General features: G+C 74.0%; 28 protein-coding genes. 17 read left to right on the top strand and 11 right to left on the bottom strand.

The features are described from left to right. Positions 1–9 precede the first annotated feature (9 nt). The 9 genes from C8N24_RS16570 to C8N24_RS16530 all read left to right on the top strand — a co-directional run bounded on the left by C8N24_RS16570 (position 10) and on the right by C8N24_RS16530 (position 9,572). The gene (locus C8N24_RS16570) at positions 10–543 is read left to right on the top strand and encodes an RNA polymerase sigma factor (RefSeq protein ID WP_170179140.1); all 534 of its coding nucleotides are present in this window, start codon (positions 10–12) and stop codon (positions 541–543) included. After that, a complete protein-coding gene (locus C8N24_RS16565) occupies positions 540–1,817 on the top strand; it encodes a hypothetical protein (RefSeq protein WP_121251629.1) in 1,278 nt (425 codons plus the stop codon). Before C8N24_RS16570 ends, C8N24_RS16565 begins: the two co-directional genes overlap by 4 nt. Then, a complete protein-coding gene (locus C8N24_RS16560; RefSeq protein ID WP_121251627.1) occupies positions 1,814–3,007 on the top strand; it encodes a hypothetical protein in 1,194 nt (397 codons plus the stop codon). The genes C8N24_RS16565 and C8N24_RS16560 overlap by 4 nt, the downstream gene beginning before the upstream one ends. 6 nt (positions 3,008–3,013) lie before the next feature. Then, positions 3,014–4,390 (top strand): FAD-binding oxidoreductase, encoded by a 1,377-nt coding sequence (locus C8N24_RS16555; protein WP_121251625.1) that lies wholly within the window; start codon positions 3,014–3,016, stop codon positions 4,388–4,390. Positions 4,391–4,424: 34 nt separating this feature from the next. Next, positions 4,425–5,534, top strand: coding sequence for a GAF domain-containing sensor histidine kinase (locus C8N24_RS16550; protein WP_211339999.1), 1,110 nt, complete (start codon positions 4,425–4,427; stop codon positions 5,532–5,534). Further along, positions 5,531–6,166, top strand: a complete 636-nt coding sequence (locus C8N24_RS16545) for a response regulator (RefSeq protein WP_121251621.1) — start codon at positions 5,531–5,533, stop codon at positions 6,164–6,166. The genes C8N24_RS16550 and C8N24_RS16545 overlap by 4 nt, the downstream gene beginning before the upstream one ends. A 119-nt stretch (positions 6,167–6,285) precedes the next feature. Next, complete coding sequence (locus tag C8N24_RS16540) at positions 6,286–6,948, top strand: SDR family NAD(P)-dependent oxidoreductase (protein WP_121251619.1); 663 nt, start codon at positions 6,286–6,288, stop codon at positions 6,946–6,948. Then, positions 6,945–7,913, top strand: coding sequence for an S-adenosylmethionine:tRNA ribosyltransferase-isomerase (locus C8N24_RS16535; RefSeq protein WP_211339998.1), 969 nt, complete (start codon positions 6,945–6,947; stop codon positions 7,911–7,913). The genes C8N24_RS16540 and C8N24_RS16535 overlap by 4 nt, the downstream gene beginning before the upstream one ends. Before the next feature lie 15 nt (positions 7,914–7,928). Next, entirely contained in the window at positions 7,929–9,572 is a 1,644-nt protein-coding gene (locus tag C8N24_RS16530; RefSeq protein WP_121251617.1) for a PP2C family protein-serine/threonine phosphatase, read from the top strand. Here C8N24_RS16530 and C8N24_RS16525 read toward each other — a convergent pair. Next, on the bottom strand, positions 9,525–10,250 hold the full coding sequence (locus C8N24_RS16525) for a SigB/SigF/SigG family RNA polymerase sigma factor (RefSeq protein WP_121251615.1): 726 nt from the start codon (positions 10,248–10,250) through the stop codon (positions 9,525–9,527). The two genes, C8N24_RS16530 and C8N24_RS16525, sit on opposite strands and share 48 nt — an antisense overlap. 87 nt (positions 10,251–10,337) lie before the next feature. After that, on the bottom strand, positions 10,338–11,165 hold the full coding sequence (locus C8N24_RS16520) for a queuosine salvage family protein (RefSeq protein ID WP_170179139.1): 828 nt from the start codon (positions 11,163–11,165) through the stop codon (positions 10,338–10,340). A 28-nt stretch (positions 11,166–11,193) separates the two neighbouring features. Here C8N24_RS16520 and C8N24_RS16515 point away from each other — a divergent pair, with 28 nt between their 5' ends. Continuing rightward, positions 11,194–12,141, top strand: coding sequence for an ABC transporter substrate-binding protein (locus tag C8N24_RS16515; RefSeq protein WP_170179138.1), 948 nt, complete (start codon positions 11,194–11,196; stop codon positions 12,139–12,141). A gap of 252 nt (positions 12,142–12,393) precedes the next feature. Here C8N24_RS16515 and C8N24_RS16510 read toward each other — a convergent pair whose 3' ends face one another. The 4 genes from C8N24_RS16510 to C8N24_RS16495 form a co-directional block, all read right to left on the bottom strand. Next, complete coding sequence (locus tag C8N24_RS16510) at positions 12,394–13,527, bottom strand: CU044_5270 family protein (protein ID WP_121251608.1); 1,134 nt, start codon at positions 13,525–13,527, stop codon at positions 12,394–12,396. Further along, positions 13,524–14,036 (bottom strand): RNA polymerase sigma factor, encoded by a 513-nt coding sequence (locus C8N24_RS16505; protein WP_121253265.1) that lies wholly within the window; start codon positions 14,034–14,036, stop codon positions 13,524–13,526. The genes C8N24_RS16510 and C8N24_RS16505 overlap by 4 nt, the downstream gene beginning before the upstream one ends. A 316-nt stretch (positions 14,037–14,352) precedes the next feature. Then, a complete protein-coding gene (locus C8N24_RS16500; RefSeq protein WP_121251606.1) occupies positions 14,353–15,765 on the bottom strand; it encodes a GAF domain-containing sensor histidine kinase in 1,413 nt (470 codons plus the stop codon). 166 nt (positions 15,766–15,931) lie between these two features. Then, positions 15,932–16,369, bottom strand: a complete 438-nt coding sequence (locus C8N24_RS16495; protein WP_211339997.1) for a DUF488 domain-containing protein — start codon at positions 16,367–16,369, stop codon at positions 15,932–15,934. A 70-nt stretch (positions 16,370–16,439) separates the two neighbouring features. Between C8N24_RS16495 and C8N24_RS16490 the strand changes: the two genes are divergently transcribed. Next, the gene (locus tag C8N24_RS16490; protein WP_147447836.1) at positions 16,440–17,417 is read left to right on the top strand and encodes a transglycosylase family protein; all 978 of its coding nucleotides are present in this window, start codon (positions 16,440–16,442) and stop codon (positions 17,415–17,417) included. On the opposite strand, the gene C8N24_RS16485 is transcribed toward C8N24_RS16490, so the two are convergent. Further along, complete coding sequence (locus C8N24_RS16485; RefSeq protein ID WP_170179137.1) at positions 17,387–18,061, bottom strand: endonuclease domain-containing protein; 675 nt, start codon at positions 18,059–18,061, stop codon at positions 17,387–17,389. The two genes, C8N24_RS16490 and C8N24_RS16485, sit on opposite strands and share 31 nt — an antisense overlap. A gap of 311 nt (positions 18,062–18,372) precedes the next feature. Between C8N24_RS16485 and C8N24_RS16480 the strand changes: the two genes are divergently transcribed. Both C8N24_RS16480 and C8N24_RS16475 read left to right on the top strand, forming a co-directional pair. Beyond that, entirely contained in the window at positions 18,373–18,789 is a 417-nt protein-coding gene (locus C8N24_RS16480) for a pyridoxamine 5'-phosphate oxidase family protein (RefSeq protein WP_211339996.1), read from the top strand. Positions 18,790–18,798: 9 nt separating this feature from the next. Beyond that, positions 18,799–19,473: a calcium-binding protein gene (locus tag C8N24_RS16475; protein WP_121251600.1), complete on the top strand. Its 675-nt coding sequence runs from the start codon at positions 18,799–18,801 to the stop codon at positions 19,471–19,473. Here C8N24_RS16475 and C8N24_RS16470 read toward each other — a convergent pair. Genes C8N24_RS16470 through C8N24_RS16455 form a run of 4 tightly spaced genes read right to left on the bottom strand, consistent with a single transcriptional unit; the run spans position 19,425 to position 22,090 of the window. Beyond that, the gene (locus tag C8N24_RS16470) at positions 19,425–19,964 is read right to left on the bottom strand and encodes an HhH-GDP family DNA glycosylase (protein ID WP_121251598.1); all 540 of its coding nucleotides are present in this window, start codon (positions 19,962–19,964) and stop codon (positions 19,425–19,427) included. The two genes, C8N24_RS16475 and C8N24_RS16470, sit on opposite strands and share 49 nt — an antisense overlap. Continuing rightward, positions 19,957–20,388 carry a cupin domain-containing protein gene (locus C8N24_RS16465; RefSeq protein WP_121251596.1) on the bottom strand — a complete coding sequence of 144 codons (432 nt, stop codon included), beginning with the start codon at positions 20,386–20,388 and terminating at the stop codon, positions 19,957–19,959. The genes C8N24_RS16470 and C8N24_RS16465 overlap by 8 nt, the downstream gene beginning before the upstream one ends. Further along, entirely contained in the window at positions 20,385–21,437 is a 1,053-nt protein-coding gene (locus tag C8N24_RS16460; RefSeq protein ID WP_121251594.1) for a hypothetical protein, read from the bottom strand. The genes C8N24_RS16465 and C8N24_RS16460 overlap by 4 nt, the downstream gene beginning before the upstream one ends. Further along, positions 21,434–22,090 carry a DsbA family oxidoreductase gene (locus tag C8N24_RS16455; protein WP_170179136.1) on the bottom strand — a complete coding sequence of 219 codons (657 nt, stop codon included), beginning with the start codon at positions 22,088–22,090 and terminating at the stop codon, positions 21,434–21,436. The genes C8N24_RS16460 and C8N24_RS16455 overlap by 4 nt, the downstream gene beginning before the upstream one ends. A gap of 98 nt (positions 22,091–22,188) precedes the next feature. On the opposite strand from C8N24_RS16455, the gene C8N24_RS16450 reads away from it, so the two are divergent. The 4 genes from C8N24_RS16450 to C8N24_RS16435 are packed head-to-tail and all read left to right on the top strand — an operon-like array spanning position 22,189 to position 25,312. Beyond that, positions 22,189–23,127 (top strand): ABC transporter ATP-binding protein, encoded by a 939-nt coding sequence (locus C8N24_RS16450; protein ID WP_121251592.1) that lies wholly within the window; start codon positions 22,189–22,191, stop codon positions 23,125–23,127. Next, positions 23,127–23,822, top strand: a complete 696-nt coding sequence (locus tag C8N24_RS16445) for a hypothetical protein (protein ID WP_121251590.1) — start codon at positions 23,127–23,129, stop codon at positions 23,820–23,822. Before C8N24_RS16450 ends, C8N24_RS16445 begins: the two co-directional genes overlap by 1 nt. 9 nt (positions 23,823–23,831) lie before the next feature. Then, entirely contained in the window at positions 23,832–24,668 is an 837-nt protein-coding gene (locus C8N24_RS16440; protein WP_245971924.1) for a sensor histidine kinase, read from the top strand. Continuing rightward, positions 24,665–25,312 carry a response regulator gene (locus C8N24_RS16435; protein ID WP_121251586.1) on the top strand — a complete coding sequence of 216 codons (648 nt, stop codon included), beginning with the start codon at positions 24,665–24,667 and terminating at the stop codon, positions 25,310–25,312. The genes C8N24_RS16440 and C8N24_RS16435 overlap by 4 nt, the downstream gene beginning before the upstream one ends. Positions 25,313–25,354: the final 42 nt, after the last annotated feature.

The raw sequence follows: 25,354 nt of genomic DNA, 5'->3' as shown, positions 1-25,354 counted from the left end.
AAAGCTGCAGTGCCACTCGACGCCGACGCGATCGCCAGCCTCTACGCGCAGCACGCCCGCGGACTCGTCGCGTACTTCGCCCGCCGCACGTTCGACCCGCAGGTCGCGAGCGAGCTGATGGCCGAGACGTTCGCGGCCGCCGTCGCCGACCGCCGCGCGTTCCGCGGCACCGGTGACGAGGCCGCCGGCGCCTGGCTGTACGGCATCGCCCGCCATCAGCTCTCCAACTGGTACCGCCGCGCCGCGGTCGAGCGCAAGATGCTCAGCCGCCTCGGGCTCGAGCCGCCGCTGCTGAGCGACGTCGAGTACGAGCGGATCGAGGAGCTCGCGGGCCTGGCGGAGCTGCGCGGACGCGTCGCGGAGCTGGTCGCCGAGCTCGCCCCCGAGTCCCGCGACGCGCTCCGCCTGCGCATCCTCGACGAGCGCCCGTACCCGGAGGTCGCCGCCGAGCTGGGCATCGCCGAGCCGGCCGCCCGGGCCCGGGTGTCCCGCGCGCTGCGGGGCCTGGCGTCCGCGCTCGAGGCCGAGAGGAACGCGGCGTGAGCGAGCGCCGAGAGGGCGACGCGGGCGGCCGGCACGGCGCGGGCGACGCGGCACGCGGCGGCGACGACCTCCCCGGGCTCGCCGCGTTCGGTGAGGCGCTCGTCGCGGCCGTCCGGCGGGACGAGCTGCCCTCGATCGAGGCGTTCGGCGAGCGGCTGGTCGCGCGCGTGCGGCAGCCGCCGCGCCGGCGTCGGCTCCGGTCGGTCGCGGTCGCGCTCGCGGTGGTCCTGCCGGTCGCGGCCACCAGCGGCGCGGCGACCGCGGTCGTGCTCCGCCAGACCGTGATCTCCGCGCCTCAGCCGGACCAGGTCGCGGACGAGCAGACGCCGCTCGCGGGCACCGCGGTCGTGAGCGCGTTGCGCGCGCCCGACCCCGGCGGCGGGCCCCCGTGGACGCTCCGGGTGGCGCGCTCGAAGACGGGGTTCACGTGCACGACGGTCGGCCAGGTGCAGGACGGCGTGTTCGGGCTCGTCGGGCTCGACCGGGTGTTCCGGCGGCTGCCCGGCGAGCTCTCCGACGCGTGCGGGCAGGGCGGGACGTTGACCGGCGCGCGGGTGCTCGCGGCCGACCGGCGCCGCGACGTGCGGTCGGTGGTCTACGGCGTCGCCGGTGACCGGTTGCGGGCGGCCACGCTCGTCACCGCCACCGGGGACCGCGCGCTCGAGCTCGGGTCCGCAGGGACGTACGTCGCCGTGCTCCGTGGTTATCCAGAAGACCATCTCCTGCAAGTCCGCTTGCAGTTCGCGGACGGCCGGACCGAGCGTCACCGGCTCGGCGCCGCCCGTTCGACGATCCCGGACCCCGAGGGCGAGCAGGCGTGGGCGGTCGACCGCTTCGTGATGGGCACGCGCTACCGCTGCGCCTACGTCCGCCAGGCCCGGGCCAGCGGGGAGCAGCGCGTGAAGAGCCCGACCGCCTGCCTCGGCCTGCGCACGTCCAAGCGCGCGTGGGTCGCGGACGCGCGCACGCTGCGCCCCGGCGACAAGGGCGTGCCGGGCTTCGACCGCTGGACCTGGCTGGACGCGCCCGCGCGCACGGTCGTCTGGGGCGTCGGGCGCACGAACCGCGCTGTCCGCGCCGTCACGTTGCTCGGCGCCGGGAAGCCCCGCCGGCTGACGGTCTCCAAGGACGGCGCGTTCGCGGCCGTCCTGCCCGCCACCGCCAAGCCGGAGGACCTGAGCCTCGACGTCACGCTCGCCGACGGCACGATCCAGCACGGCAACCCCGGCGAGGGCCTCATCCCCGACCTCGTCAAGTCCCGGAGGCCCCGATGATCGCCCGACTCGCCCTGGCCGCCGCGTTGCTCGGCTCGGCCGCGGGCGCCACCGCCGTGCTCGCGGTCGCCGACGACGACCCGCCGCGCAAGCCCACCCCACCGGCCGTCGCCGCCGCGGCGCCCACGGCGGCGCAACCGACGCCCGAGCCGCTCGAGGCCGAGGCCGTGCGCCTGCTGATCCAGGTCCCCGACCCCGAGGGCGGCGCGCCATGGGCCGTGCGCCGCTTCGACACCCGGATCCGGACCCGGACCAGGCTCCAGCGCAACGCGTGCTGGGAGCTCGGCCGGTTGGCGGGCGACCGGTTCGGCTGGATCGACGGCAAGGGCGCGTTCACGGCGCACGCACCCGGCGACCACGGGCTCCCGCTGAACTGCCTCTCGCCGCGTGGCCTGGAGAAGGTCGGCAGCATCGTGACCGGGTTCGGCACCGTCACCCTGCCGCCCGACGGCGCCCCGCAGCCCGCGCGCGGCGTCACCTGGGGCCCGGTCGCGACGGACGTCGTGGCGATCACCCCCGAGGGCGGGCCACGGATCCCGGTCGGTCCCGAAGGCGTCGTCCTGCGGGTCGTCCGCGGCGAGTCCGACCGGCTCCTGCGCGGCGTGCTCGAGCGCCGCGACGGCAGCCGCAAGCGGTTCGACCACGCCCCGTCGCTGCCCAACCGCAAGCGCGAGCGGCCCGTGCCGGGCACACGCTCGGTCGAGGTCCGCGCCCCCGATCCCGCCGGTGGCGAGCCGTGGGCCATCGTCGTCCACGAAGGCAGCAAGGGCGGACGCTGCTTCGGCGGTCCCGGCCGCCTGGTGGGGACGCAGCTCGGCTACGTCGACCCGGTCCTGGACACGTTCTCCTCGACCGGCGACTTCGAGGTCGTCTGCGCTCTCCCCAAGCCCACTCGTGCCTTCCCCCTGCGCGTCACCACGCTCGTCTCCAGCATCCCCGGCGGTGACGACGATCGCGGCCGGATCGAGCGCCGCACGCTCCCGAACCGGATCGTGTTCCACGGCCGCGTGCACCCGGACGTCGTGAGCGTGACCATCCGCACGCCGCGCGACGTGCGCACCCTCGTGCCCAGCCCGGAGCATCACCTGTTCATCGCCGTGTACGACGGCCAGTTCCCCGGCGGCGACGCGACCGCCACCGCGCACCTGCGCAACGGTGAGGAGGTCACGCGCTCGCTCTACGTAGAGTGAGGCGTGATGGGCCTGCAGGAGGAGCTGATCACGGCGCTCGACGCGGACCGCGTGGTCACCGGCGCCGACGAGCTGCGTCGCCACGGCACCGACGAGGGCTGGCACCCGCCGGCCGCCCCCGACTTCGTCGTCTATCCGCGCGACAGCGAGGAGTGTGCCGCGGTCGTGCGCGCGTGCAAGCGGCACGGGACGCCGATCGTGCCGTTCGGCGCGGGCACGAGCCTCGAGGGACACATCGCCGCGCTGGCCGGCGGCGTGTCGATCGACACCGCGCAGATGGACAAGATCCTGCGGCTGTCGGTCGAGGACATGGACGTCACCGTCCAGGCGGGCGTCACGCGCCGGCAGCTGGACGCCAAGCTGCGGCCCGAGGGCGTGTTCTTCTCGGTCGACCCCGGAGCGGACGCGAGCATCGGCGGCATGGTCGCCACGGGCGCGTCGGGCACGACCTCCGTCCGCTACGGGACCATGCGCGAGAACGTCCTCAGCCTCACGGTCGTGACCGCCGACGGCGAGATCGTCAGGACCCGCTCGCGCGCCCGCAAGTCCTCCGCCGGCTACGACCTCACGCGGCTGCTGGTCGGCAGCGAGGGAACGCTGGCGCTGATCACGGAGATCACGCTGCGCGTGCAGCCGACCCCGGAGTCGATGACCGCCGCGGCTTGCGCCTTCCCGACGCTCGACGCCGCCGTGGACACCGTGATCGAGGTGCTCGCCCACGCCATCCCCGTCGCTCGGATCGAGTTGCTCGACGACGTCCAGATCGATGCCGTCAACCGCCACTTCGAGCTGAACCTGGCCGTGGCCCCCACGCTCCTGCTCGAGTTCCACGGCACGCCCGCCGAGACGGAGGCGCAGGCCAAGGACGTGGAGGCGATCGCGCGCACGCACGACGTCCTCGGCTTCGACTGGGCGGCGGACGAGGCCGAACGTCGTGCGCTGTGGCACGCCCGCCACGGCGCCTACGAGTCCGCCCGCGCGCTCCGCCCCGGCGCGCAGGGGTTCACGACCGACGCGTGCGTCCCGATCTCCAACCTGGCCGCGTGCATCGCCGAGACGAAGGCCGACCTCGACGCGTCGGGGCTGATCGCGCCGATCGTCGGCCACGTCGGCGACGGCAACTTCCACCTCGCGATCCTCGTCGACCCCGACGACGCCGGGGAGCTGCAGCGCGCGCAGGAGCTCAACGACCGGCTCGTCCGGCGCGCGATCGGCTACGACGGCACGTGCACCGGCGAGCACGGCGTCGGCTACGGCAAGCTCGCGTTCCTCGAGCTCGAGCACGGCCCGCAGGCGCTGGCGATGATGCGCGCCATCAAGTCCGCGCTCGACCCCGACGGCCTCTTCAACCCGGGCAAGGTCCTAAGCCCCTTGCCGGATTGAGGTCGGACCGGCCGCGATCTACCGTCCCGGGATGATGGAGCGCACCGCCTTCCGCACGCTGAGCGACGTCGTGCTCGCGCTGGCCGCCGACCACGAGGTCGACTCGGTGCTGCAGCGGATCGTCGACTCCGCGCGTGAGCTCGGTCGCGCACGCTACGCCGCGCTCGGCATCCCCGACGGCGAGGGCGCGTTCGCGCGCTTCATCACGTCCGGCATGAGCGACGAGCTGATCGAGGCGATGGGCCCGCTGCCGCGCACGCACGGGATGCTCGGCGCGATGCTGGACTCGCCCGAGCCGCACCTCACCGACGACATCACCGCCGACCCGCGCTTCCGCGGCTGGTGGCCGCGGGCGCACCCGCAGATGCGGTCGTTCCTCGGCGTGCCGATCGTCTCCCGCGGCGAGGTGATCGGCGCGATCTACCTGACGGTCAAGGAGGACGGGTCGCACTTCGACGAGGAGGACCAGAGCCTCATCCAGCTGCTGGCGGCGCACGCCGCGATCGCGATCGAGAACGCGCGGCTGCACGAGCGCTCGCGTGAGCTGAGCATCGTCGAGGAGCGCAACCGGCTCGCGCGCGAGCTGCACGACTCGGTGACGCAGCGGCTGTTCGGCGTCAAGCTCGCGGCCGAGTCGGCGCTCACGTTGCTCGACCGGGACCCGTCCAAGGCCGGCGTCGAGCTCAAGCGGGTGAGCGACCTCGCGCGCGGCGCGATGGAGGAACTGCGCGCCGTGGTCTTCGAGCTGCGGCCGGCGTCGCTGGAGGCCGAGGGCCTCGCGACCGTGCTGCGCAAGCACGTCGAGGTGCTGCGCCGCGTGACCGGGCAGGAGATCGACCTGAAGGTGTGCGAGGTCGCGCGGATGACCCCCGAGTGCGCGACCCAGGTGCTGCGGATCGCGCAGGAGGCGCTCGGGAACGCGGTCCGCCACGCGGACGCCACCCGGATCGAGGTGCGCCTGCGCGGGCAGACGCTGACCGTCTCCGACGACGGCGTCGGCTTCGACCCGTCCGGCCCGGAGGTGCGCGGCCAGCGGCTCGGGCTGACGAGCATGGAGGAGCGCGCGACCGAGATGGGCGCGACGCTCACGGTCCGCTCCGAGCGCGGCGTCGGCACGACGGTGACGCTGGAGCTGGCGCCGTGATCCGCGTCCTGCTCGCCGACGACCACGCGGTCGTGCGCCAGGGCCTGCGCACGTTCCTGGACCTGCAGGACGACATCGAGGTCGTCGCCGAGGCGGGTGACGGCGAGGTCGCGGTCGACGCCGCGCAGCGCACCGATCCCGACGTGATCCTGCTGGACCTCGTGATGCCGCGGCTGGACGGCGTCGGCGCGCTCAAGCGCCTGCGCGGCGGCCGTGCGCGCGTGATCGTGCTCACCAGCTTCGGCGACGACGACAAGCTGTTCGCCGCGCTGCGGGCGGGCGCGGCGGGGTACCTGCTCAAGGACGTCGAGCCGGCCGAGCTCGTGCAGGCCATCCGGTCGGCCCACAGCGGCAACGCCCCCTTGTCCCCGACCATCGCCACGCGCGTCGTCGAGGAGATCGCGGCGGGTGGCGGCGCGCCCGCGCAGGTCGACGACCTCACGCCACGCGAGCGCGACGTGCTCGTCCTGATCGCCAAGGGCCGCTCGAACAAGGCGATCGCGCTGGACCTCGGCGTGGCCGAGAAGACCGTCAAGACGCACGTCTCCCACATCCTCGGCAAGCTCGACCTGACCGACCGCACCCAGGCCGCGCTGTACGCCGTCCGCCACGGACTGGTGCCCGAAACCTAAAGGGGTCAGACCCCTTTACGCGACACCTGTCGCGCGAAGGGGTCTGACCCCTTTATCTTCGCGGTCCTAGGCCCAATTCCCGATGGTGGGCGGGCGGGGCCGGGCGTAGCTTCGTCGGCATGCCCACCGCCATCGTCACCGGCGCCTCCCGCGGCCTCGGACTCGCGCTGGCCCGCGCCCTGAGCGAGCGCGGCTGGCGGCTCGTGCTCGACGCGCGCGTGTCCGGCCCGCTGCACGAGGCGGCCGCCGACCTGCCTGGCGCGATCGCCATCCCGGGCGACGTCACCGACCCCGAGCACCGCGCCGCGCTGATCGCCGCCGCCGGCGACGACCTGCAGCTGCTGGTCAACAACGCGTCCGTGCTCGGCCCGAGCCCACAACCCGGCCTCGCCACGTACCCGCTGGACACGCTCGAGCACGTCTACGCCGTCAACGTCTTCGCCCCGCTCGCGCTCATCCAGCTGGCGCTGCCGCGGCGCCCGCGCGTCATCAACGTCACCAGCGACGCCGCCGAGGAGCCGTACGAGGGCTGGGGCGGCTACGGCTCCGCCAAGGCCGCGCTCGACCACCTGACCGCGATCCTCGCCGTCGAGCACCACGACCTGCGGATCTACTCCGTCGACCCCGGCGACATGAACACGCGACTGCACCAGGAAGCGTTCCCGGGCGAGGACATCTCCGACCGGCCGCCGCCCGAGGCGAGCGTGCCCGGCCTCCTGGCGCTCGTCGAGGGCGACCTGCGCTCGGGCCGCTACCGCACCTCCGAGCTGGTGCCGGCGTGATTGCGCTGCGGGCGCCGCACGCGCAGCCCGAGCCCATCCGGCTCATGGTCGCCCAACGCGGCGAGCCGCTCGTCCACACCCGCTTCGACCTCCTCCCCACCCACTTGCGCGCGGGCGACCTGCTGATCGTCAACGCGTCGGCGACGATCCCGGCGGCGTTGCCCGCGCGCAAGAAAGACGGCACGCCCGTCGACCTGCACCTCTCCACCCCCGACCCGACCGACCCTGACCGCCACGTCGTCGAGCTGCGCCGCCACGGCCGCAGGCTCAAGGCGCGCGCCGAGACGCTGCTGCTCCCCGCCGGCGGCACGGCCACGCTCCTCGCGCCCTACCTCAGCCCGGGCCGGCTGTGGATCGCGGAGCTGCGGCTCCCCACCCCGCTCCTCGACTACCTCGACCGCCACGGCGCGCCGATCCGCTACGCCCACGACACCGCGCCGCGCCCGCTCGCCGACTACCAGACGATCTTCGCCACCGAGCCGGGCAGCGCGGAGATGCCGAGCGCCGCGCGGCCGTTCACGCGGGACACGCTGCGCGCGCTCCGCGACCGAGGCGTGAGCGTGCAGCGCATCACGCTCCACACCGGCGTCTCCTCGCAGGAGCGGGGGGAGCGGCCGTACCCCGAGCGCTACGCCGTCTCCGAGCACACCGCGCGCCGCGTCAACGAGCGCTCCGGCCGCCTGATCGCGGTCGGGACGACGGTCGTGCGCGCGTTGGAGACCGCCGCCGACGCGGGTGGCGTCGTGCGCGCCGGCGCCGGCTGGACGAGCCTCGTCGTCACTCCCGAGCGACCGCTGCGCGTGGTCGACGGGCTCCTCACGGGCTGGCATGACCCCGACGCCTCGCACCTGCTGATGCTCGAGGCGGTGGGCGGCGCGGCGCTGATCGAGCGCTCGTACGCGGCCGCGCTCGACCGTGGCTACCGCCGCCACGAATTCGGCGATTCACATCTGATCGTGCCGTAGACGTAGAGTGGCCCCGTGATTCGGGGTCTGGAGGAGCGCCTCCGGCTGGCGCTGGAGGGCACCGAGACGGGGTTCTGGGAGTGGACGGTGGCCACCGACGCCGTCGAGTGGTCCGACAACATGGGCCCGCTCTACGGCCTGCCGCGCGGCACGCAGCCGAGCGGCGTCGCGGACTTCCTGGACCGGATCGTGCACCCGCAGGACCGCGAGCGGATCGCGGAGATCATCGAGCGGGCCGTCCGCGAGGGCACCAGCTACGAGTTCGACCTGCGCGTGAGCCACGCGCAGCACGGCGAGCGCTGGCTGCACGCTCGCGCCCGCGTGCTGACCGACGCCGAAGGCCGGGCGGAGCGCGTGATCGGGCTCCTGTCCGACGTCACCGAGCGGCGCCATCGCGAGGACGCGCGCGCGTTCCTCGACGCGGCCTCCCAGCGGCTCGCGGCGTCGCTGGATCCCGTGCACACGCTCGAAGAGGTCGCCGAGCTCGCCGTCCCCCGGCTCGCCGACTGGTGCGCCGTCCAGATCGCGAAGGGCTCGGACGGGGACTTCGAGCAGGTCGCCGTCGCCCACGTCGACCCGGACAAGGTCCGCTGGGCCTGGGAGCTGCAGGAGCGCTACCCGCCCGACCCGGACTCGCCCACCGGCGCGCCCGCCGTGATCCGCTCGGGGCGGTCCGAGCTCTACCCCGAGATCGACGCGGCCCTGCTGGAGGCCGCGGCGCTCGACGAGGAGCAGATCCGGCTCGTGCGCGAGCTGCAGATGCACTCGGTGATGGTCGTCCCGCTGTCGGCGCGCGGCCGGACGCTCGGCGCGATCACGTTCGTGTGGGCCGAGTCGGGCCGCCAGTACACCGCCCGGGACCTCGAGCTGGCGGAGGAGCTGGGCCGCCGCGCCGGGCTCGCGCTCGACCACGCCCGGCTGTTCGCGCGCGAGCACCGCGCCGCGGAGACGCTGCAGCGCGCGCTGCTGCCGGCCACGCTGCCGGAGCTGCCGGGGTACCAGCTCGCGGTGCGGTACGTGCCGAGCGACGCGCGCGACCACGCGGGCGGGGACTGGTACGACGCGTTCCAGCTGCCCGACGGGCGGATCGGGATCGTGATCGGCGACGTCGGCGGCCGCGGGCTCGAGGCGGCCGCGACGATGGGCCAGATCCGCAACGCGCTGCGCGCCTACGCGCTCAAGGGAGGCGGGCCCGGCGCGGCGCTCGCGGACCTGCACGCGCTCGTCGACCAGGCCGCCGGGGACATCACGTTCGCGACCGTCGTGTACGTCGTGCTCGACCTGGCGACCGGCGGCTGCGAGGTCGCCACCGCCGGGCACCTGCCGCCGCTCGTGGCGGGCGTCGGCTACGTCGAGACGCCGCGCTGCCCGCCGCTCGGCTTCGGCGGCGTGGACCGGTGCGCGGCGAGCGCCTTCACGCTCGCGCCCGGGCAGACGCTGTGGCTCTACACGGACGGCCTGGTCGAGGCGCGCACGCGGCCGATCGACGCCGGGCTCGACTCGCTCGCGGAGACCGCGGCGCGCGCCGACGACGGCGAGCTGGAAGCGATCGCCGACCACCTGCTCGTCGCGCTGCCCGCGGCGCGCGACGACGACATCGCGCTGCTCGGGCTACGCCGCGTCCGCGAGCTGGGCGAGGGTGTCGCGCAGGATCCGTGACACGTGCATCTGCGAGAGCCCGACCCGCTCGGCGATCTCGCGCTGCACCAGGTCCTCGACGAAGCGCAGCCGGAGCACCTCACGCTGGCGGTCGGTGAGGCCACTGGCGAGCTGATCGATCCAGACGGCGTCCTCGACCCGGTTGAGCCCGCGATCTTCCCGTCCGAGCGTGTCGGCCAACCCGTTGTCCCCCGGCTCGTCGCGGCTGGTGACCGGCGCGTCGAGGCTGGCGAGCCGTGCCGCGCCCTCGGCCAGCCGCGCCTCGGTGACCTCTTCGATCGACATCCCCGTGGCGTCCGCGACCTCACGGACGCTCGGGTAGCGGCCGAGCTCGGCGCGCATGTCCTCGCTCACCCGCTCGACGCGCGCGATCGCCTCCTGCACGCCGCGGCTGACGTGGATCGTCCACGTGCGGTCGCGGAAGTGGCGCTTGAGCTCGCCCAGGATCGTGGGCACCGCGTAGGAGGTGAACGCGATGCCGCGCTCGGCGTCATACCGGTCCACGGCCTTGACCAGCCCGAGGTTGGCGACCTGGATCAGGTCGTCGAGCGGTTCCCGCGCGTGGCGGTACTGCACGGCGAGAGAGCGCGCGAGCGGCATGTGCTGCTCGATCAGGCGGGCGCGCGCGGCTTGGTCGCCCTCGTGCGCGCGTCGCCACAGGTCATGCGTGCGGCGCATCGGCGAGGCGGACCTTACGCTCGCCCCCTTTGCGCAGCGTGAAGCGCGTCAGACGTCCGACAGTGAGTGAACCGGTTCAGCAGTCGGTCAGTAGAAGACCGTCCTGGTCACGTGCGCGGGGCGCTCGCTGTAGGGCCGGTGCTGGCCGCGGTTCCACAGCCAGTTGTCCAGCGTGCGGGGCGGGACGCCGGCCCGCTCGGCCAGCCGCTCGCACGCGTGGACGGCGGTCGCGCGCAGCTCCCGCTCGAGCTCGCCGCCCGCGGGCAGCTCCTGTTGGTGGTCCACGGCGTGGGCGAGCGTGTCGTCGTAGATGAGGACGCCGTCGAGCCGGAGAACGTGCGGGACGAGGTTGTCGGCGAAAATCGTCAACCGGTCGACGTCGGGGAAGTCGGCGACGCCCGCCAGCTGCAGGTCGTTGGCCGTGATCTGCGCGCGCTTGTAGAAGCCGTGGTCGGCGAAGAACGGCATCTGCGTGAGGCGCCGGGCGAGGTCGTCGGCGGTGTCGCCCACCGCGTTGCCGGGGAGCCAGACGCCGAGCTGGTTGAGCGCCTCCGCGTACAGCTGGGTGAGGCGGTGGCCGGGCTCGAGGCCGAGCGTGTCGGCGACCGTCGGCGTGTCGATCCGCTGCAGCTCCGTCGCGGTCCACGGGCCGTGCGCGCGGGCGTGGGCGGTCAGGCGCTCGGTGATCGCGTCGGTGGTCGTGCTGAGTTCTCCGAAGTAGCCCGAGCCGAAGTTGATCGCGTCGAGGATGAAGACGTAGCGGGCGACGTCCTCCCGGCTGCCCTCGAGGTAGTGCAGCGTCTCGTCGAGGCCGGCGAGCCCGTCCAGTTCGATCGGCGCGTCGAGGTCGATCGTGACGTGCTTCGCCGACGCGGCGATCTGGGCGCAGTGGCGGCGGACCTCGTCGGCGAGCATGGGGCGACAGGCTACGGTCTCTGGCCGCATGCGTCGTCTCGTTGCCCTTGTGCTGTTGCTCGTGCTCGTCGCCGGTTGTGGCGACGAGAAGCCCGCGTCCCCGTCGTCCTCGCCGCCGCCCGCGCGTCCGGTCACGGTCGCGCTCGACTTCGTCCCGAACCCCGTGCACGCGCCGATCTACCTCGCCGGCGACGCGGTGAAGATCCAGAAGCCCGGCAGCGGCCCGGACGGGCTCAAGCTCGTGACGAGCGGGAAGGTCGAGCTGGGCGTGCTGGACATCCACGACCTCGCGATCGCGCGCGAGGCGGGGACGGACGTGGTGGCCGTCGGCGCGCTGGTCGGCAAGCCGCTCGCGGCGCTCGTGGCGCAGCCGGACATCACGCGCCCGCGGGACCTGGAAGGCCGCACCGTCGGCGTGTCCGGGCTGCCGTCGGACCCGGCGTTCCTGCAGGCGATCGTCGGCCACGACGGCGGCGACGTCTCCAAGATCAAGCAGGTGACGATCGGCTTCAACGCCGTGTCCCGGCTGCTGACCAAGCGCGTGGACGCCGTGCCGGTGTTCTGGAACGCCGAGGGCGTGGCGCTCAAGCAGCGCGGGCTCGAGGCGAAGGAGTTCCGCGTCGAGGACTACGGCGCGCCGCCGTACCCGGAGGTCGTGTTCTTCACCTCGCGCGCGACGCTCGACGCCGAGCGCGACCGGATCGCGGGGGCGTTGGACGCGATCGCGGGTGGCCTGGAGGCGGCGCGGGCGCGGCCGGAGGAGGCGGTCGACGTGATCGCGAAGGCCGCCGAGACCGACGACCGCGAGCTCGTGCGGGCGCAGGTGGACGCCGTGCTGCCGATCTTCGCCGACGGGCTGAAGCTGGACCGTGCCGTGCTCGAGCGGTGGGCCGACTTCGACGCCGAGATCGGGCTGGTCAAGGAGCGCCCCGACGTGGACGCGACGTTCGACTTCTCCGTGCGCGCCGAGGGCTAGTGCCCTCGAGTCGGATGATCGGGGTGGGGCGGAGGGGATGTCCCCACCTCGTATTGCGGGGCGCCCGAACGCTGTCACCGTCCGGGCTGCCTCCGAATCTCGAGTGGTGCCCGCTCAGCGAGCGCCAGGCTTCAGAGCCTTGGTGTGACGAGCTAAAGCTCGCCGCCGGGATATAGCCCTAAGGGGTCCGGCGGATCTGCCATTGCCTGACTCAAGAGTTGCGCAGACCGGCCGTCTGCGCAACCCCGGATGTCAGCGCGCGGTCTTCGGCGCGGTGTCCGTGCGCGTGGCGTCGACGACGAGCCACCAGTCGCTGATCGTCCGTCCCGGCACTTCCTGCTTGCCGATCGACCGCGTGCCCAGCAGCGCGCCCGTGTCCGGGTCGAAGAGGAACAACGTGCGCCAGGCGTCGTCCTCGAACTCAACGCCGACGCCCGCGCGGCCCTGCAGGTCCTGCGCCGACGGGACCAGCCGCGCGCCGGGCAGCGATTTCAGGACGGAGAACAGGGCGGCCTTGAGCTGCGCGGACGCGATCGGGCTGGCGAGCAGCTGCGCGGTGGCCGGCAGCAGGGCGAGCTGGCCGCGCTCGAGGGCGCTCCGCAGTGCTGTCGGGTCGGTGGGCAGCTGCGCCACCTCGGGCACGGTGAGCCCGGCGACCTTGAAGTCCCTGATCCGGTACGGCCCGCTCTGGTACGGCGGCGGGCCCTCGCCGAGCCGCTCGTAGGCGGCTTCGTCCTCCGGCGTCGGGAACGTCGCCTGGTCCTCGTGGATGACCTCCTTGCCGACCGCGTTCCCGTCCGCGTCGACCCACTGCTCGAGCTCGTGCGGCAGCACCACCACGAACCGCCCGCCGGTGCCCGTGCTGCCCCGCATGTGCGACACGTACGCGAGCTGCTTCTGGTAGGCGTACCGCCCGTTCGGGACGGTCGCCGTCGCGGCCTTCCCGCGCAACTCGGCGAGAACGGTCGCCGCGCTGGCGGGCTGCGGAGCGATGACCGCGGGCGTCTTCCCGCCGGGCACCGCCACGCCGAGCGAAAGCGCAAGCGTGCCGAGGGCGACGGGCACGAGCGCCCAGGCACGACGGCGGGGAGCGCGCGACGGCCGCGGCGCGGCAGCGCGACGCCGCGAGCGCCCGTCGGCGGCGCCCGTGCGCGGTGTACCGGCCGCTCCCAGGCGCGGGTCGGCGGCCGCGCCCGCGGGCGGCGCGCCGGCCGCTCCCAGGCGCGGGTCGTCGGCCGGCCCCAGGCGCCGGTCGTCGGCCGCGGCCGGCGAGGCGTCCGCCAGCAGGCGGCGGAGCGTCTCGTCCATCCGGGCCGCTTCGGCGGCGGACGGCGTCACGGCGCGGGCCGGGTCCTCGGCCGCCAGCGTGGCGATCAGGTCGTTCATCGTTCCTCCAAGACGGTCATGGGCGCGAGGGCGGGTCCGGCGTCGTCGTTCAGCGCGGTGTGCAGTCGGCGGCGCGCGCGGTGCAGGCGGACGGCGGCGGCGCCGCGGCGGCAGCCGAGCGCGGCGGCCGCCTCGGCGACCGTGAGGCCCTCCCAGGCGACGAGCAGGACGAGCTCGCGGTCGCGCTCGGTCAGCTGGCCGAGCGCGCGGGCGAGGTCGGTCCTGAGGCCGACGGCCTCAGCGGGGTCGGGCTCCGCGGCGGCGGCGTGCGCGGCGGCCCGCTCGGCGAGCGCATCACGGCGGTCACCGGCCCGCCGATGGTTCGCGAGCACGCGACGGGCGACGCCGTACAACCACGGAAGCGGCTCCGCGGGCAGCTCGTCCCGCCGACGCCAGGCCACGAGGAACACCTCGGTCGTCAGATCCTCGTGGTCGGCCGCCGACCGGCGCTTGAAGTACCGCCACACCGCGTCACGATGCGCGGCGTACACGTCGTCGAAGTGGCTCACACCGCGTCTGTGTCCGGCACCGCGAAGAGTGTTACGCGCGGCGCGGCGGTGGCGGTGGCGGTGGCGCGGCTCGGCGCGGCGGTGGCGTGGCGCGACGGTGGCGTGGCGCGGCGGTGGCGCGGCGCGGCGCGGCGCGGCCGTGGAGCGGCGCGGCGCGGCCATGGAGCGGCGCGGCGCGGCCATGGAGCGGCGCGGCGCGGCCATGGAGCGGCGCGGCGCGGCGCGACGCGACGGTGGCGCGGCCCGCGCGGCGGTGGCGCGGCGCGGCGCGGCGGGGGTTGCGAGGCGCACGCCGACGGCGCGGGCGCGACTCGTCCTAGGTCTGGCTCAGCGGCAGCGCGGCGCGAACGGTCGTGCCCGTCCCCGGTGGCGATTCGAGCTCCAGCCGGCCGCCGAGGGCTTCGACGCGGTCGGCGAGGCCGCGCAGGCCGGTGCCGTCGCTCACGGCGGGGTCGGCGCCTCCGCGGCCGTCGTCGGCGATCTCGACGCGCAGCTCGCCGTCCTCGGTCGCCATCCGCACGCGCAGCTCGGTCGCCTCGGCGTGCTTGACGGCGTTCGTGAGGCTCTCGGCGACGACGAAGTACGCGGCGGCCTCCAGCGGCTCGGCCAGGCGCCCCTCGGGGACGCCCTCGAGCACCAGCGGCAGCGGGGAGCGCGTCGCCAGCGTCTCCAGCGCCGCGGCCAGGCCGCGGTCGGCGAGCACCGCCGGGTGGAGGCCGCGGGCGAGCTCGCGCAGCTCCGCGAGGGCCTGCTCGAGCTCGGTCGCGGCGGATCGCAGCAGCGCGACCGCCTTGTCGGGCTCGCCCAGGCGCTTCTCCAGCACGCGCAGCTGGACCGCGATGGCGACGAGCCGCTGCTGGGCGCCGTCGTGCAGGTTGCGCTCCAGGCGGCGGCGCTCGTTCACGCCCGCTTCGAGGATGCGCACGCGCGAGGCCTTGAGCTCGGCCCGCGCGTCCGCGGACTCGAGCGCGAGCGCGACCAGCTCCGTGAAGCCGGTCAGCCGGTGCTCGGCGGCCTCTCCGAGGACGCCGGCGGAGGCGACGAGCAGCAGGCCCCAGACCCGTCCGCCCGCGGCGACGACCGGCGCCGCGACCGCCGACCGATAGCCGTTGGCGACCATCAGCTCGGCCGCGTACCCGCGCACGCCGCGGTAGTCCTCGATGCGCGCGGGCGCACCCGTGCGCGCGACCACGGCGGTGAGCCCGTCGCTGTCGGTCAGCGGCACGACGGTCCCGACCTCGAACCCGCCGAGGTCGTCGTCCGCCCAGCGGCCGACTGTGAGCGCGAACTCGCCCTCGTAGCGGATGGTCGCCGCGCTGCTGGCGTGCAGCAGCCGCCCGGCCTCCTCCGCGACGACGCGGAACAGCGCCTCGGGCTCCGGGTCGGAGGCGACGAACGTCGCGACCCGCCGGAGCGCCGACTGCTCCTCGGCCAGCTGCGCGAGCGCCTCGTACGCGCCCGCGTCCAGCACGAACCCGATCAGCGCGTCCTCGAGCACGAACAACGTGCCGGAGATCGGCATGCGGTGCGGCGCGGCGATCCGGACCCGGCGCGGCGCGCCCGTCCCACCGGCCATCGCGCGGATCTCCGCCGCGAGCGGGCCGTCCGGCAGCACGCGCCCGGCCTGCACGCCGGTCGCCATCGTGAACGCGGTGTTCGCGTACACGGCGAGCAGCCGCTCGTCGAAGCAGCCGATCGCCGCAGGGGTCGCGTCGAGCAGTCCCCGCAACGCTGCGGGGGTCAAGGCGGGGCCGCGCACAGTGGGCTAGACGCTAGTGACTGGGCACGCCGGAAGACGGATCGTGTGCCCCCGACTGAAGTTCCGGGGGCACACGCCGGGACACAGAGTACCGGCACGCTCAGGCAGGCCGCACCGATCAAGCGTCTAGCGTGCCTCAGAGGTCGACGACCCGTAGGTCGGGTGTGCGTGTCTGCAGCGCGTCCGTCAGCACCCGCCGGTGACATCCCGCCGGGTCGGCCTCCAGGCACAGCAACGCGGTCGCGGGTGCGTGCTCGAGCTCGGCGGCCAGCCGGTCCAGCGCGTCCGGAGCCGTCTCCTCGACGTGCGCGAGGAACGCCGTCGCCCCCTCCTGCACGCGCCCGGCGTGGAAGAGCCAGCGCAGGTCCGCGGGTGTGCCGAGCTCGCGGCGGTGCTCGTAGGCGATCCCGTGGTCGGCGAGCAGCTGTGAGAGCCGCGTCTTGGACATGCCGGGCCGGCGCGACTGCGGCCGGAAGCGCACGTCGATCACGCGTTGCACGCCCGCGGCCTCGAGCTCGGCGACCAGCTCCGGAGGAAGCAGCCGCTCGTAGCCGATGGTGAAGATCGTCGCCACGGTCGGGCAGGCTACCGGTGACAGCGGGCTTGCAGAGGCGACGCCGGTGCCCTTCTAGGTTGAAGCGGCCGTGCGCCGTCTGGTGTTGATCGTCTGTGCCCTGTTGCTGCTCGTCCCGTCCGCCGCGGCGCAGGACGAGGGCACCCTCCGCGACCGGATCGGCTCGGGCAAGGCGCGCGAGCGGTCGCTGGCGAGCGCGGCGGACCGGCTCGCCGAGCTCGAGCGCAAGGCCGCGCGCGAGGTGTCGATCCTGGAGGGCCGGCTCGGCGCCGCCCAGACGGAGCTCAACGAGGCCGAGACCCGGCTCGCGAGCACGGAGGTGCGCGAGAAGCAGGCCCGCCAGCGCGTGAACCGGCTGCGCAAGCGGCTCGCCGAGGTGCGCGGGAAGCTCGCCGGGCTGCTCAAGGAGCGCTACATGAGCGACCGCCCCGACTTCGTCACGGTCGTCCTGCACGCCGACGGCTTCCCGCAGCTGCTGCAGACGCTGTCGTTCGTCAAACGCGTCGAGCGCGCGGACACGCGCGTGCTCGACCTCGTCCGCGACGCCCGCGGCGAAGCCGGCACCGAGCAGCGCGCGCTGGAGACGCTCGCGGCCCGCCAGCAGCAGGAGGCGAAGGCCGTCCGCAGCCGCCGCGACGCGCTCGCGAACATCACCGCCGGCCTGCGCGAGCGCCGCGACACGCTCACGCGCGCCCGCGCGGCGCGCCAGGCCGCGCTGCAGGCCACGCGCTCCGGCCGCCGCAAGGCCGAGCGCGAGCTCAACCGCCTGCTCGCCGCCCGCGCCCGCGCCGCGCGCGCCTCCGGCCCGGGCGGCCCCTGGGCGATCCCGTGGGCGATCGTCCAGTGCGAGTCCGGCGGCCAGAACCTGCCGCCCAACCACGCGGGCGCCTCCGGCTACTACCAGTTCATGCCCGACACCTGGCGCGGCCTCGGCGGCTCGACGCCGCACGCGTACCAGGCGTCCAAGGCCGAGCAGGACCGACTCGCGGCGCGGCTGTGGGCGGGTGGCGCCGGCCGTCATAACTGGGTCTGCGCCGATCTCGTGTAGGGCGCGCCGGCAGCACGCAGACGCGCGAAGAACCGCTCTGGATCGCGCCGGACCTGCGGCTTCGTCGTCCGCAGCACGCGCTCGCCGTTGGCCTCGAGCCACGCCTGCCGCTCGAGGTCGTCGCGCTGGTCGAGCGGCGCCTCGTGCCACTCGCGGCTGTCGACCTCGACGATGAGGCGCACGTCGGGCCACCACAGGTCGGGGACGTAGACCCGACCAGGGAGCGGGTACGGCGCGTTGACGAGCGGGTGCTCGAAGCCGGCCTCGAGCACCAGGTCCAGCACGAAATCCTCGTTGCCGCTGGCGGTCGGAGCGGCGCTGAGGCCGACGATGCGGCCGAGGAGCCCGGTGGTCGGGAGCTGCGCGAGCTCCTCGGCGGTGAGCTTGGCCTGGCGCAGAGCGCGTTTGACGGTGCGCTCGTCCTCGATGCGGGCGAGGTCGGTGATGGTGCGGACGCGGGGCGTGACGGGGATCTGGCGGTAGAGCTCGCGCTCGACGAGGTCGGACCGGTGCGCGTTGATCATCGGCCGGTTGCGCTTGACCGGCGCCGTCACGTCGATCGGGCGGCCGTCGTACCTGAGCCAGCCGTAGAGGCACGCGGCCGCGTAGTGGCTGAGGACGGCGTCGGGGCCGCAGGCCTTCACGGCGGCGAGGAAGCGGCCTTCCGTGGTGACGTTGCGGTGGCCTACGGCGTAAACACCCCGGTGAAGGAGGTGCAGGTTTCCGCGCCGCAACCGGGTGAGAATCGCGTCGCGAGACATGCCGAGCGCGAGCAACTCCGACGCGGACACGACGCCCCATGCGCCGGCTGCGAGCTGCGCGACGGCGGCGTCGAGGCCACTGGTCAGTTTGATGGCTTCTGCCCGTCGAAGTGACCAGTCGCTTAGCATGGGCACACGATCGCGCAGGGCGCCGCGACGAAACAAGACGCGTTTGTGACGAAACTGTGCCGATCGTGCAACGACTCAGCGAACTGCCCGCGTGGGGCGCCGAGCTGCTCGAGACGGCGCCGGTCGCCCATCTCGCGCTCCTCGACGAGGGCGGGCACCCCCGCGTGCAGCCGGTGACGTTCGCGCTGCTCGCCGACACGCTCGTCACGGCCATCGACGCGAAGCCGAAGCAGGCCACGCCCGCAAGGATCAAGCGACTCCAGCAGGACCCGCGCGCCACGCTCACCGTCGACCGCTACGCCGACGACTGGACCCGCCTGGCCTGGGTCCAAGTGCTCGCCACCGCGACCGTGGGCGAGCTCGGCGACGCAGCACGCACCGCGCTGCAGGCCAAGTACCCGCAGTACGCCACCACACCGCTGACCGGACCGCTCATCACCCTCTCACCACTTCGCGTCCTGTGCTGGCGGGCGAGCGGGTAGTGTCGGCCGATGCGGCTCGCACTCATCTTCCTCACTGGGCTTGTGCTGTTCATCCCGGACACGGCGCGAGCCCAAGATGAGGACCGCTGCGGACCGAGCAAGCAGGGCGAGCAGTGCGGTGAGGGCAATGGCCGCCAGACGCCGGGCGGCGGGGACACGGGGAACGTCAGCCACAAGGGCTGGCCGAAGATCACCGGCATCCTGTGGAAGGTCCTGGACAGCCGCGACCACGAGCGGACCGGCACCGAGGACAACGACGAGCTGCTCGGCCATCACGGCGACGACACGCTGTACGGCGGCCCGGGCAAGGACGTGCTGTGGGGCGACTGGGAGAAGGACAACCCGTCCAACCAGACCGACGTGATGCGCGGCGAGGACGGCAACGACTTCATCTATCCCAGCCACGGCAAGAACAACATGTACGGCGGGGCCGGGAACGACCGGATCATCGCCTACTACGGCCACGGCCTGATCGACTGCGGGCCCGGCAAGAAGGACTACGCGCAGACGCGCTGGCAGCGCGACGACTACCGGGTGCGCAACTGCGAGCGCGTCCGGCACTTCTGCGCGTACGGCTCAAAGCCCAACGGCGACTGCAAGAAGCCGGGCGAGAGCGCGTTCGCGACGCTCGGCCGCTACGACGCCTCCCAGACCGACTTGTTGGCCTTCTTGGCCGTCTGGTAGGCCTTCAGCGCCTCGGCGGAGTCGACGTCGCCCAACGTGGGGTGCCACGGCACCAGCGGCTCCGCCAGCGCGACGTCGAAGCGCTTGAAGAGCACCGAGCCGAGCGCCTTGACCTTCATCGTCCCGAACCCCGGCAGCCCGTCGATGTTCGCGCGCAGCTCCTCCGACGTCGAAGCCGACCGCCACACCGCCGCCGCGTCACCGTCGTAGACGTCGACCACGTGCACGGCCAGCGCGTGCACCTGCTTGGCCATCATCCCCGGGAAGCGATGGATCGCGGGCACCTGCCGGAACACGGGCTCGAGGTCGGCCTCCGCGACCACCCGAGGATCCAAGGAGCCAAGTCGCTCTCGCAGCACCCACGGGCCCATGAACGCCTTGGGCACCGGCACCCGCTGGTCCAAGGCGAACCCGACCAGCAGCGCGAACGGGTCCTCGACCAGGAACCGGTCGGCGGCCTCGTCGCCTGTGAAGTGCAGACGGTCAACCATCGGACGCCAGCTCCGGCGGCAGCGCCTTCGGCCCCTCGGGGTAGATGAACGCCATCGTCTCCTCGTCCATCTCGAGCGTGTTCGCCGCCTCCCCCGGAGCCCCGAACACGAGCCACAGCACGTCGGCGTCGCCGTCGTTGAACAGCTGCCGCACCGAGTCGGGCGAGACGAACACCGCCGACAGCCGCGGCAGGACCAGTGAGTCCTCGTCGACCCGCATGCGCCCTTCGCCGTCCAGCACCACGTAGAGCTCGGCCGTGAGCCGATGCCGGTGCTTCGTGGACGCCTGGCCGGGCCGCAGCCGCCACAGCCGCGCGCCGAACCCGTCGACCCCCAGCTGCTTCGCCAGGTCCGTATTCAGCACGCCCATCTGATTCGACGGGCGCCAGAACGCCTCGCCGCCGCCAAGGACCGAGTAGCTCACTTCGTCGTCAACCTCGCGCTCGTGTAGCCCTTCAAAGTCGCCGTCACGCGCGCCTTGCGCCCGGACACCCGGAGCGTCACGCGCCCGTTGCGATCCGTCTTGCCGGACCGCCCGCGCACCTTCACGACGGCGCCGCGCACGGGCTCCCCCGCGTCGGTCACGGAGAACGTGAAGATCTCCCGCCGGTGGCGCTCCTCGAGCGTCAGCCCGGGCAGCACGCGCCGCAGGTACGAGACTCCGTTCGCCGCCGCCAGGACGTGCGCCGCGGTGTTCGTCGCGTTCACCTGCAGGTGGGACGCCGGCAGCGCGCCCAGGTCCACCGCCGCGCCGAGCTCGGACACGTCCCGGTCCGACCGTGCCGTCCACACCCGCGCGCCGTCGGTCCACGTGGCCCAGACGCGCCCGCGCGCGTCCGCGGACACGGCGGACTCGGTGGCGCGTTCCAGGCGCAGGGTCGAGGGCGCGCCGGCCGTCCACACCTGGTCGCGGAACGCCACGACGGACCGCCCGCCGGTGACGGCGAGCGACGGCCGCCCGGCCGCAAGGCCCGCCGTGCCCGGCATCTCGGCGGCGACCGCCTGCGGCTCGACGCCACGCACGCGGACGCCATCGGCGAACCAGGCCAGCATCGCGCCGCGCGGGTCCGCGGCGAGCGCCGGGAACGCGCCCGGGCCGTAGTCGGTCGCGCCGGCGTGCACGTGCCCGCCGGCTTCCCAGGCCACGAGCGGCTCGCCGGAGGCCAGCTCCACGGCGCTCACCTCGCCGGTCGCGGCGTTGGGCTCGACCCGCCACGCGGTGCCGTCCAGCGACGTCGCCGACACACCGCCGGTGACGACCCGCAGGCCGTCACCTCCGGGGAAGAACGCCGGGCGCACATCCGGCGCCGGCGCGATCGGCTCCGTCTCCAGGAACGACGGGTCGTTGAAGACCAGCTGCCCGCCGCTCGCCCACGCGAGGTAGAGCGTCCCGCTGCGCGTCATCGCCGCCTGCTCGGTGGGCGCGACCTGCACCCAGGAGGTGGCGAGAGCGACAGCGGCGGCGAGGATCACGCCTGGAGGTTAACCGCCTCTTCCCACGCCTTCTCGAGCGCGGCGAGCATCGTCTCCGGCGGCTGCGCGCCCGAGAGCCCGTAGCGGCGATCGAACACGAAGAACGGCACGCCCTGGATCCCGAGCTGCTGCGCGAGCGCCTCGTCCTCGCGCACGTCCTCGGCGAACTTCTCCAGCTTCAGCGCGGAGCGCGCCTCCTCCGGATCGACGCCGACCTCCTCCATCAGCCGCACGAGCGTGTCCCACACGCCGAGCGACTCGCCCTCGGTGAAGTACGCGCGCATGAGCCGCTCCTGCGCGGCGCCCTGGTGGCCGTAGGTGGCGGCGAGGTGGATCATCCGGTGCGCGTCGAACGTGTTCCCACCCTTGGACTGCTCCAGGTGGTACTCCAAACCCTCGCCCGCGGCGCGCTCCTCCATCTCGGCGTGCAGCTGCTGCGCGCGTTCCAGGCTCATCCCGTACTTGCCGGCGAGCCGCTCGGCCGCCGTGCCGGGCACGTCACGCGCGGCGTCGGGGTCCAGCTCGAAGGAACGCCACAGGATGGTGACCTCGTCCCGGTGCTCGAACTGCTCCAGCGCCTTCTCGAACCGCCGCTTGCCGATGTAGCACCACGGGCACACGACGTCGGACCAGATCTCCACGGTCAACGGCATGGCTCCAAGAATAGGACTGATCCGATCGGATCACTCCACCTGCGCAGATAGGTCGCCCGGCCGACGACAGGACCGTCGCCGCAGCGGACGATCGAGCCATGACATCGCTCGCCATCGAGACCCACGGCCTGGGCAAGCGCTTCGGCGCGCGGGCCGCCTTGGAGTCGATCGACCTGGAGGTGCCCCGGGGGACCGCGTTCGGCTTCCTCGGCCGCAACGGCGCCGGCAAGACGACGCTCGTGCGGCTGCTGCTCGGCCTGGCCACGCCCACCTCGGGGACGATGCGCCTGCTCGGCCACGACCTGCCGGGTGGGCGCGCGCAGGCGCTCGCCCGGGTGGGCGCGATCGTCGAGGAGCCGCGCTTCCACCCGCACCTGACCGGGCGCGAGAACCTGCTGGTCCATGCCGCGGCACGCGAGCCCGCCGCCCGCGGCCGCATCGACGCCGCGCTCAAGCGCGTCGGCCTGGGCGCCCGGGCCGACGACGTGGTCAAGGGCTACTCGCTCGGCATGCGCCAGCGCCTCGGGATCGCCCGCTGCCTGCTCTGCGATCCCGAGCTGCTGATCCTCGACGAGCCCGTCAACGGCCTCGACCCCGCGGGCATCCTGGAGTTCCGCCACCTGGTCCGCTCGCTCGTCGACGAGGGCCGCACGGTCCTGCTCTCGAGCCACCTGCTCGACGAGGTCGAAAAGACGTGCGACAGCGCCGCGATCGTCGACCAGGGGCGCGTGGTCGCGCAGGGCACGATCGAGCAGCTGACCGCGATGAGCGACGAGCGCACGATCGACATCGTCGCCGCGCCCGCCGTCCGGGCCACGCACATCCTGGCCGCCGCGCCGACCGTCCATCGAGCCGTCGAGCACGACGGCGGCATCCGCGCCACGCTCGCCCCGGACGCGCCGCGCGACGCCGACGTCGTCACCTCGCTGCTCACCCGCCTGATCGCCGAGGGCGTCGCGGTCGAGCGCGTGAACCCGGTCAAGCGCAGCCTCGAGGACCAGTTCCTGTCGATGACGACCCGGTTGGAGAACGCGTGATGCTGCGCCTGATCGAAGCCGACGTGCTCAAGCTGCGCCGCCGGCAGGGGATGCTGGCCGTGACCGCCGGGCTCACGGTCGGCGCCGTCGCCCTCTACTTCGGGATCGGCGCCGCGCTGGACAAGACGACCGACTTCGAGAGCGCCGTCGGCATCCTCACCCTGCTCGCCGCGGTCGCCGGCGCGGTCATCGGTGCGACCGCGGGCGGTGCCGACATCGAGAGCGGCGTCTTCCGCGACCTCGTCGCCACCGGCCGCAACCGCAGCGCCCTGTTCTTCGCGCGCGTGCCCGCGGCGTGGCTGGTCACGCTCGCGATCCTGCTGGTGGCGCTGGTGGTGGCGGCGGTGATCGCGACGCCTCCGCTGACCGAGGCGCTCCGCGGCGCGCTCAGCGTGCTCGTGAGCGGCGCCCTCACCGCCGCCGTCTGCGTCGGCCTGTCCGCGCTGACCGGCCGCTCCGGCCAGGTGATGGGCTTCGTGCTGGCGTTCCAGCTCGGCGTGGCGCCGCTGCTCGCCCAGCTCGACGTGCTCGGCGACGGCCGCTTCGCCATCCCCGCCGTGGCCATCAGCCGCCTGGACAACGCCGACGGCCTCGTCGCGACCTTGCCCCTCGTCGGCGCCATCGCGATCATCCTCGCCTGGGCCGCCGCCGCGCTCGGCGCCGGCCTGTGGAGGACCCGCATCCAGGAGATCTGACCCGTGCTCATGCTGCGCCAGAACGCCGTGCCACTGCTCGTCGCGATCCTCGCGGCGAGCCTGGTGCTGCCGTTCCTGGCGCTGCTCGCGCTCGTCCCGCTGTACTGGATCGCCGCCGACCGCGGGCTCAAGCCCGCGGTCGTCGCGGCCGTGGCGCTGGCGGCCGCGCAGCTCGCCGACCTCGACCACCCGCTGGAGCCGGTGTCCGTCGCCGGCTTCGCCGCCGTCACCATCGCGACCGCCCGCTTCGTCACGGTGCGCCGCGAGCTGCTCGCCCGCAACGCGGCGTCCGAGGAGCGGCTGCGGATCGCGCGCGAGATCCACGACCTGGTCGGCCACGACGTCACGCTGATGGTGGTCCAGGCCGAGGCGCTCGCCGCGGTCACCGGCGACGAGCGAGCGGACGCGATCGCCGCCCAGGGCCGGAGGACGATGGCCGAGCTGCACCGCGTGCTGCGCAACGAGGACCCCGAACGCAAGGGGCTGGACCAGCTGGACGAGATCCTCGACGGCGCCCGCGCGGCCGGCACGCCGATCACGCTCGCGATCGAGGGCACGCCGCGGCCGCTCTCCAAGGGGCTCGACGCGTCCGTCTACCGGATCGTGCAGGAGGCCGTGACGAACGTGATCCGCCACGCCCACGGCGCACCGGCGACGGTCACCATCGGCTACGACGAGGACCGGCTGCGGCTGTCGATCGCCGATGCGGGCGGGCGGTCGCTCGGCATCAGCCACGGCCACGGGATGGTCGGCCTGAGCGAGCGCGTCAGCGCCTTCGGCGGGTCGCTCATGGTCAGCGCGACCAGGGACGGCCACGAGGTCGAGGCGAGGATCCCGTACGCATGATCCGCGTCCTGATCGCCGACGACCAGCCGCTGATGCGCACCGGCTTCAAGACCGTGCTCGAGGCGACGGGCCAGATCGTGGTCGTGGCCGAGGCCGACGACGGCGAGCAGGCCGTCGAGCAGGCGCAGCGCCACCACCCCGACGTGATCCTGATGGACGTCCGCATGCCGCGGCTGGACGGCATCGAGGCGACGCGGCGGCTGCCACGGCACAAGGTGCTCGTGCTCACCACCTTCGGCCTCGACGAGTGCATCGTCGAAGCGCTCCGCGCCGGCGCGTCCGGGTTCCTGACCAAGGACGTCCCGCGCCAGGAGCTGGTTGCGGCGGTCAAGGCCGTGGCCAGCGGTGACGCCGTCCTGAGCCCCAACGTCACCCGCCAGCTGCTCGACCGGGTGGCGCATCGGCTCCCGCCGCTCACGCCGAAGGCCGACCTGCACGGACTCACCGACCGCGAGCGCGAGGTGCTCCAGCTGATCGCCGGCGGGCTCAGCAACGCGGAGATCGCGGCGGCGCTGGTGGTCGCCGAGCCCACGGCCAAGCGCCACGTGTCCAACCTGCTCGGCAAGCTCGGCCTCCGCGACCGCGTGCAAGCCGTGATCTACGCCTACGAGCACGGCGTGATCGAGCGCGGTCGCGGCGGGTGACGGAGCGTCCCTCTTCCCCTTCCGTCACCCGCCCGCGTTCGA

This window comes from Solirubrobacter pauli, assembly GCF_003633755.1.
In the GTDB taxonomy this organism is placed as follows: domain Bacteria; phylum Actinomycetota; class Thermoleophilia; order Solirubrobacterales; family Solirubrobacteraceae; genus Solirubrobacter; species Solirubrobacter pauli.
This window is presented reverse-complemented; position numbering and strand designations above follow the sequence as displayed.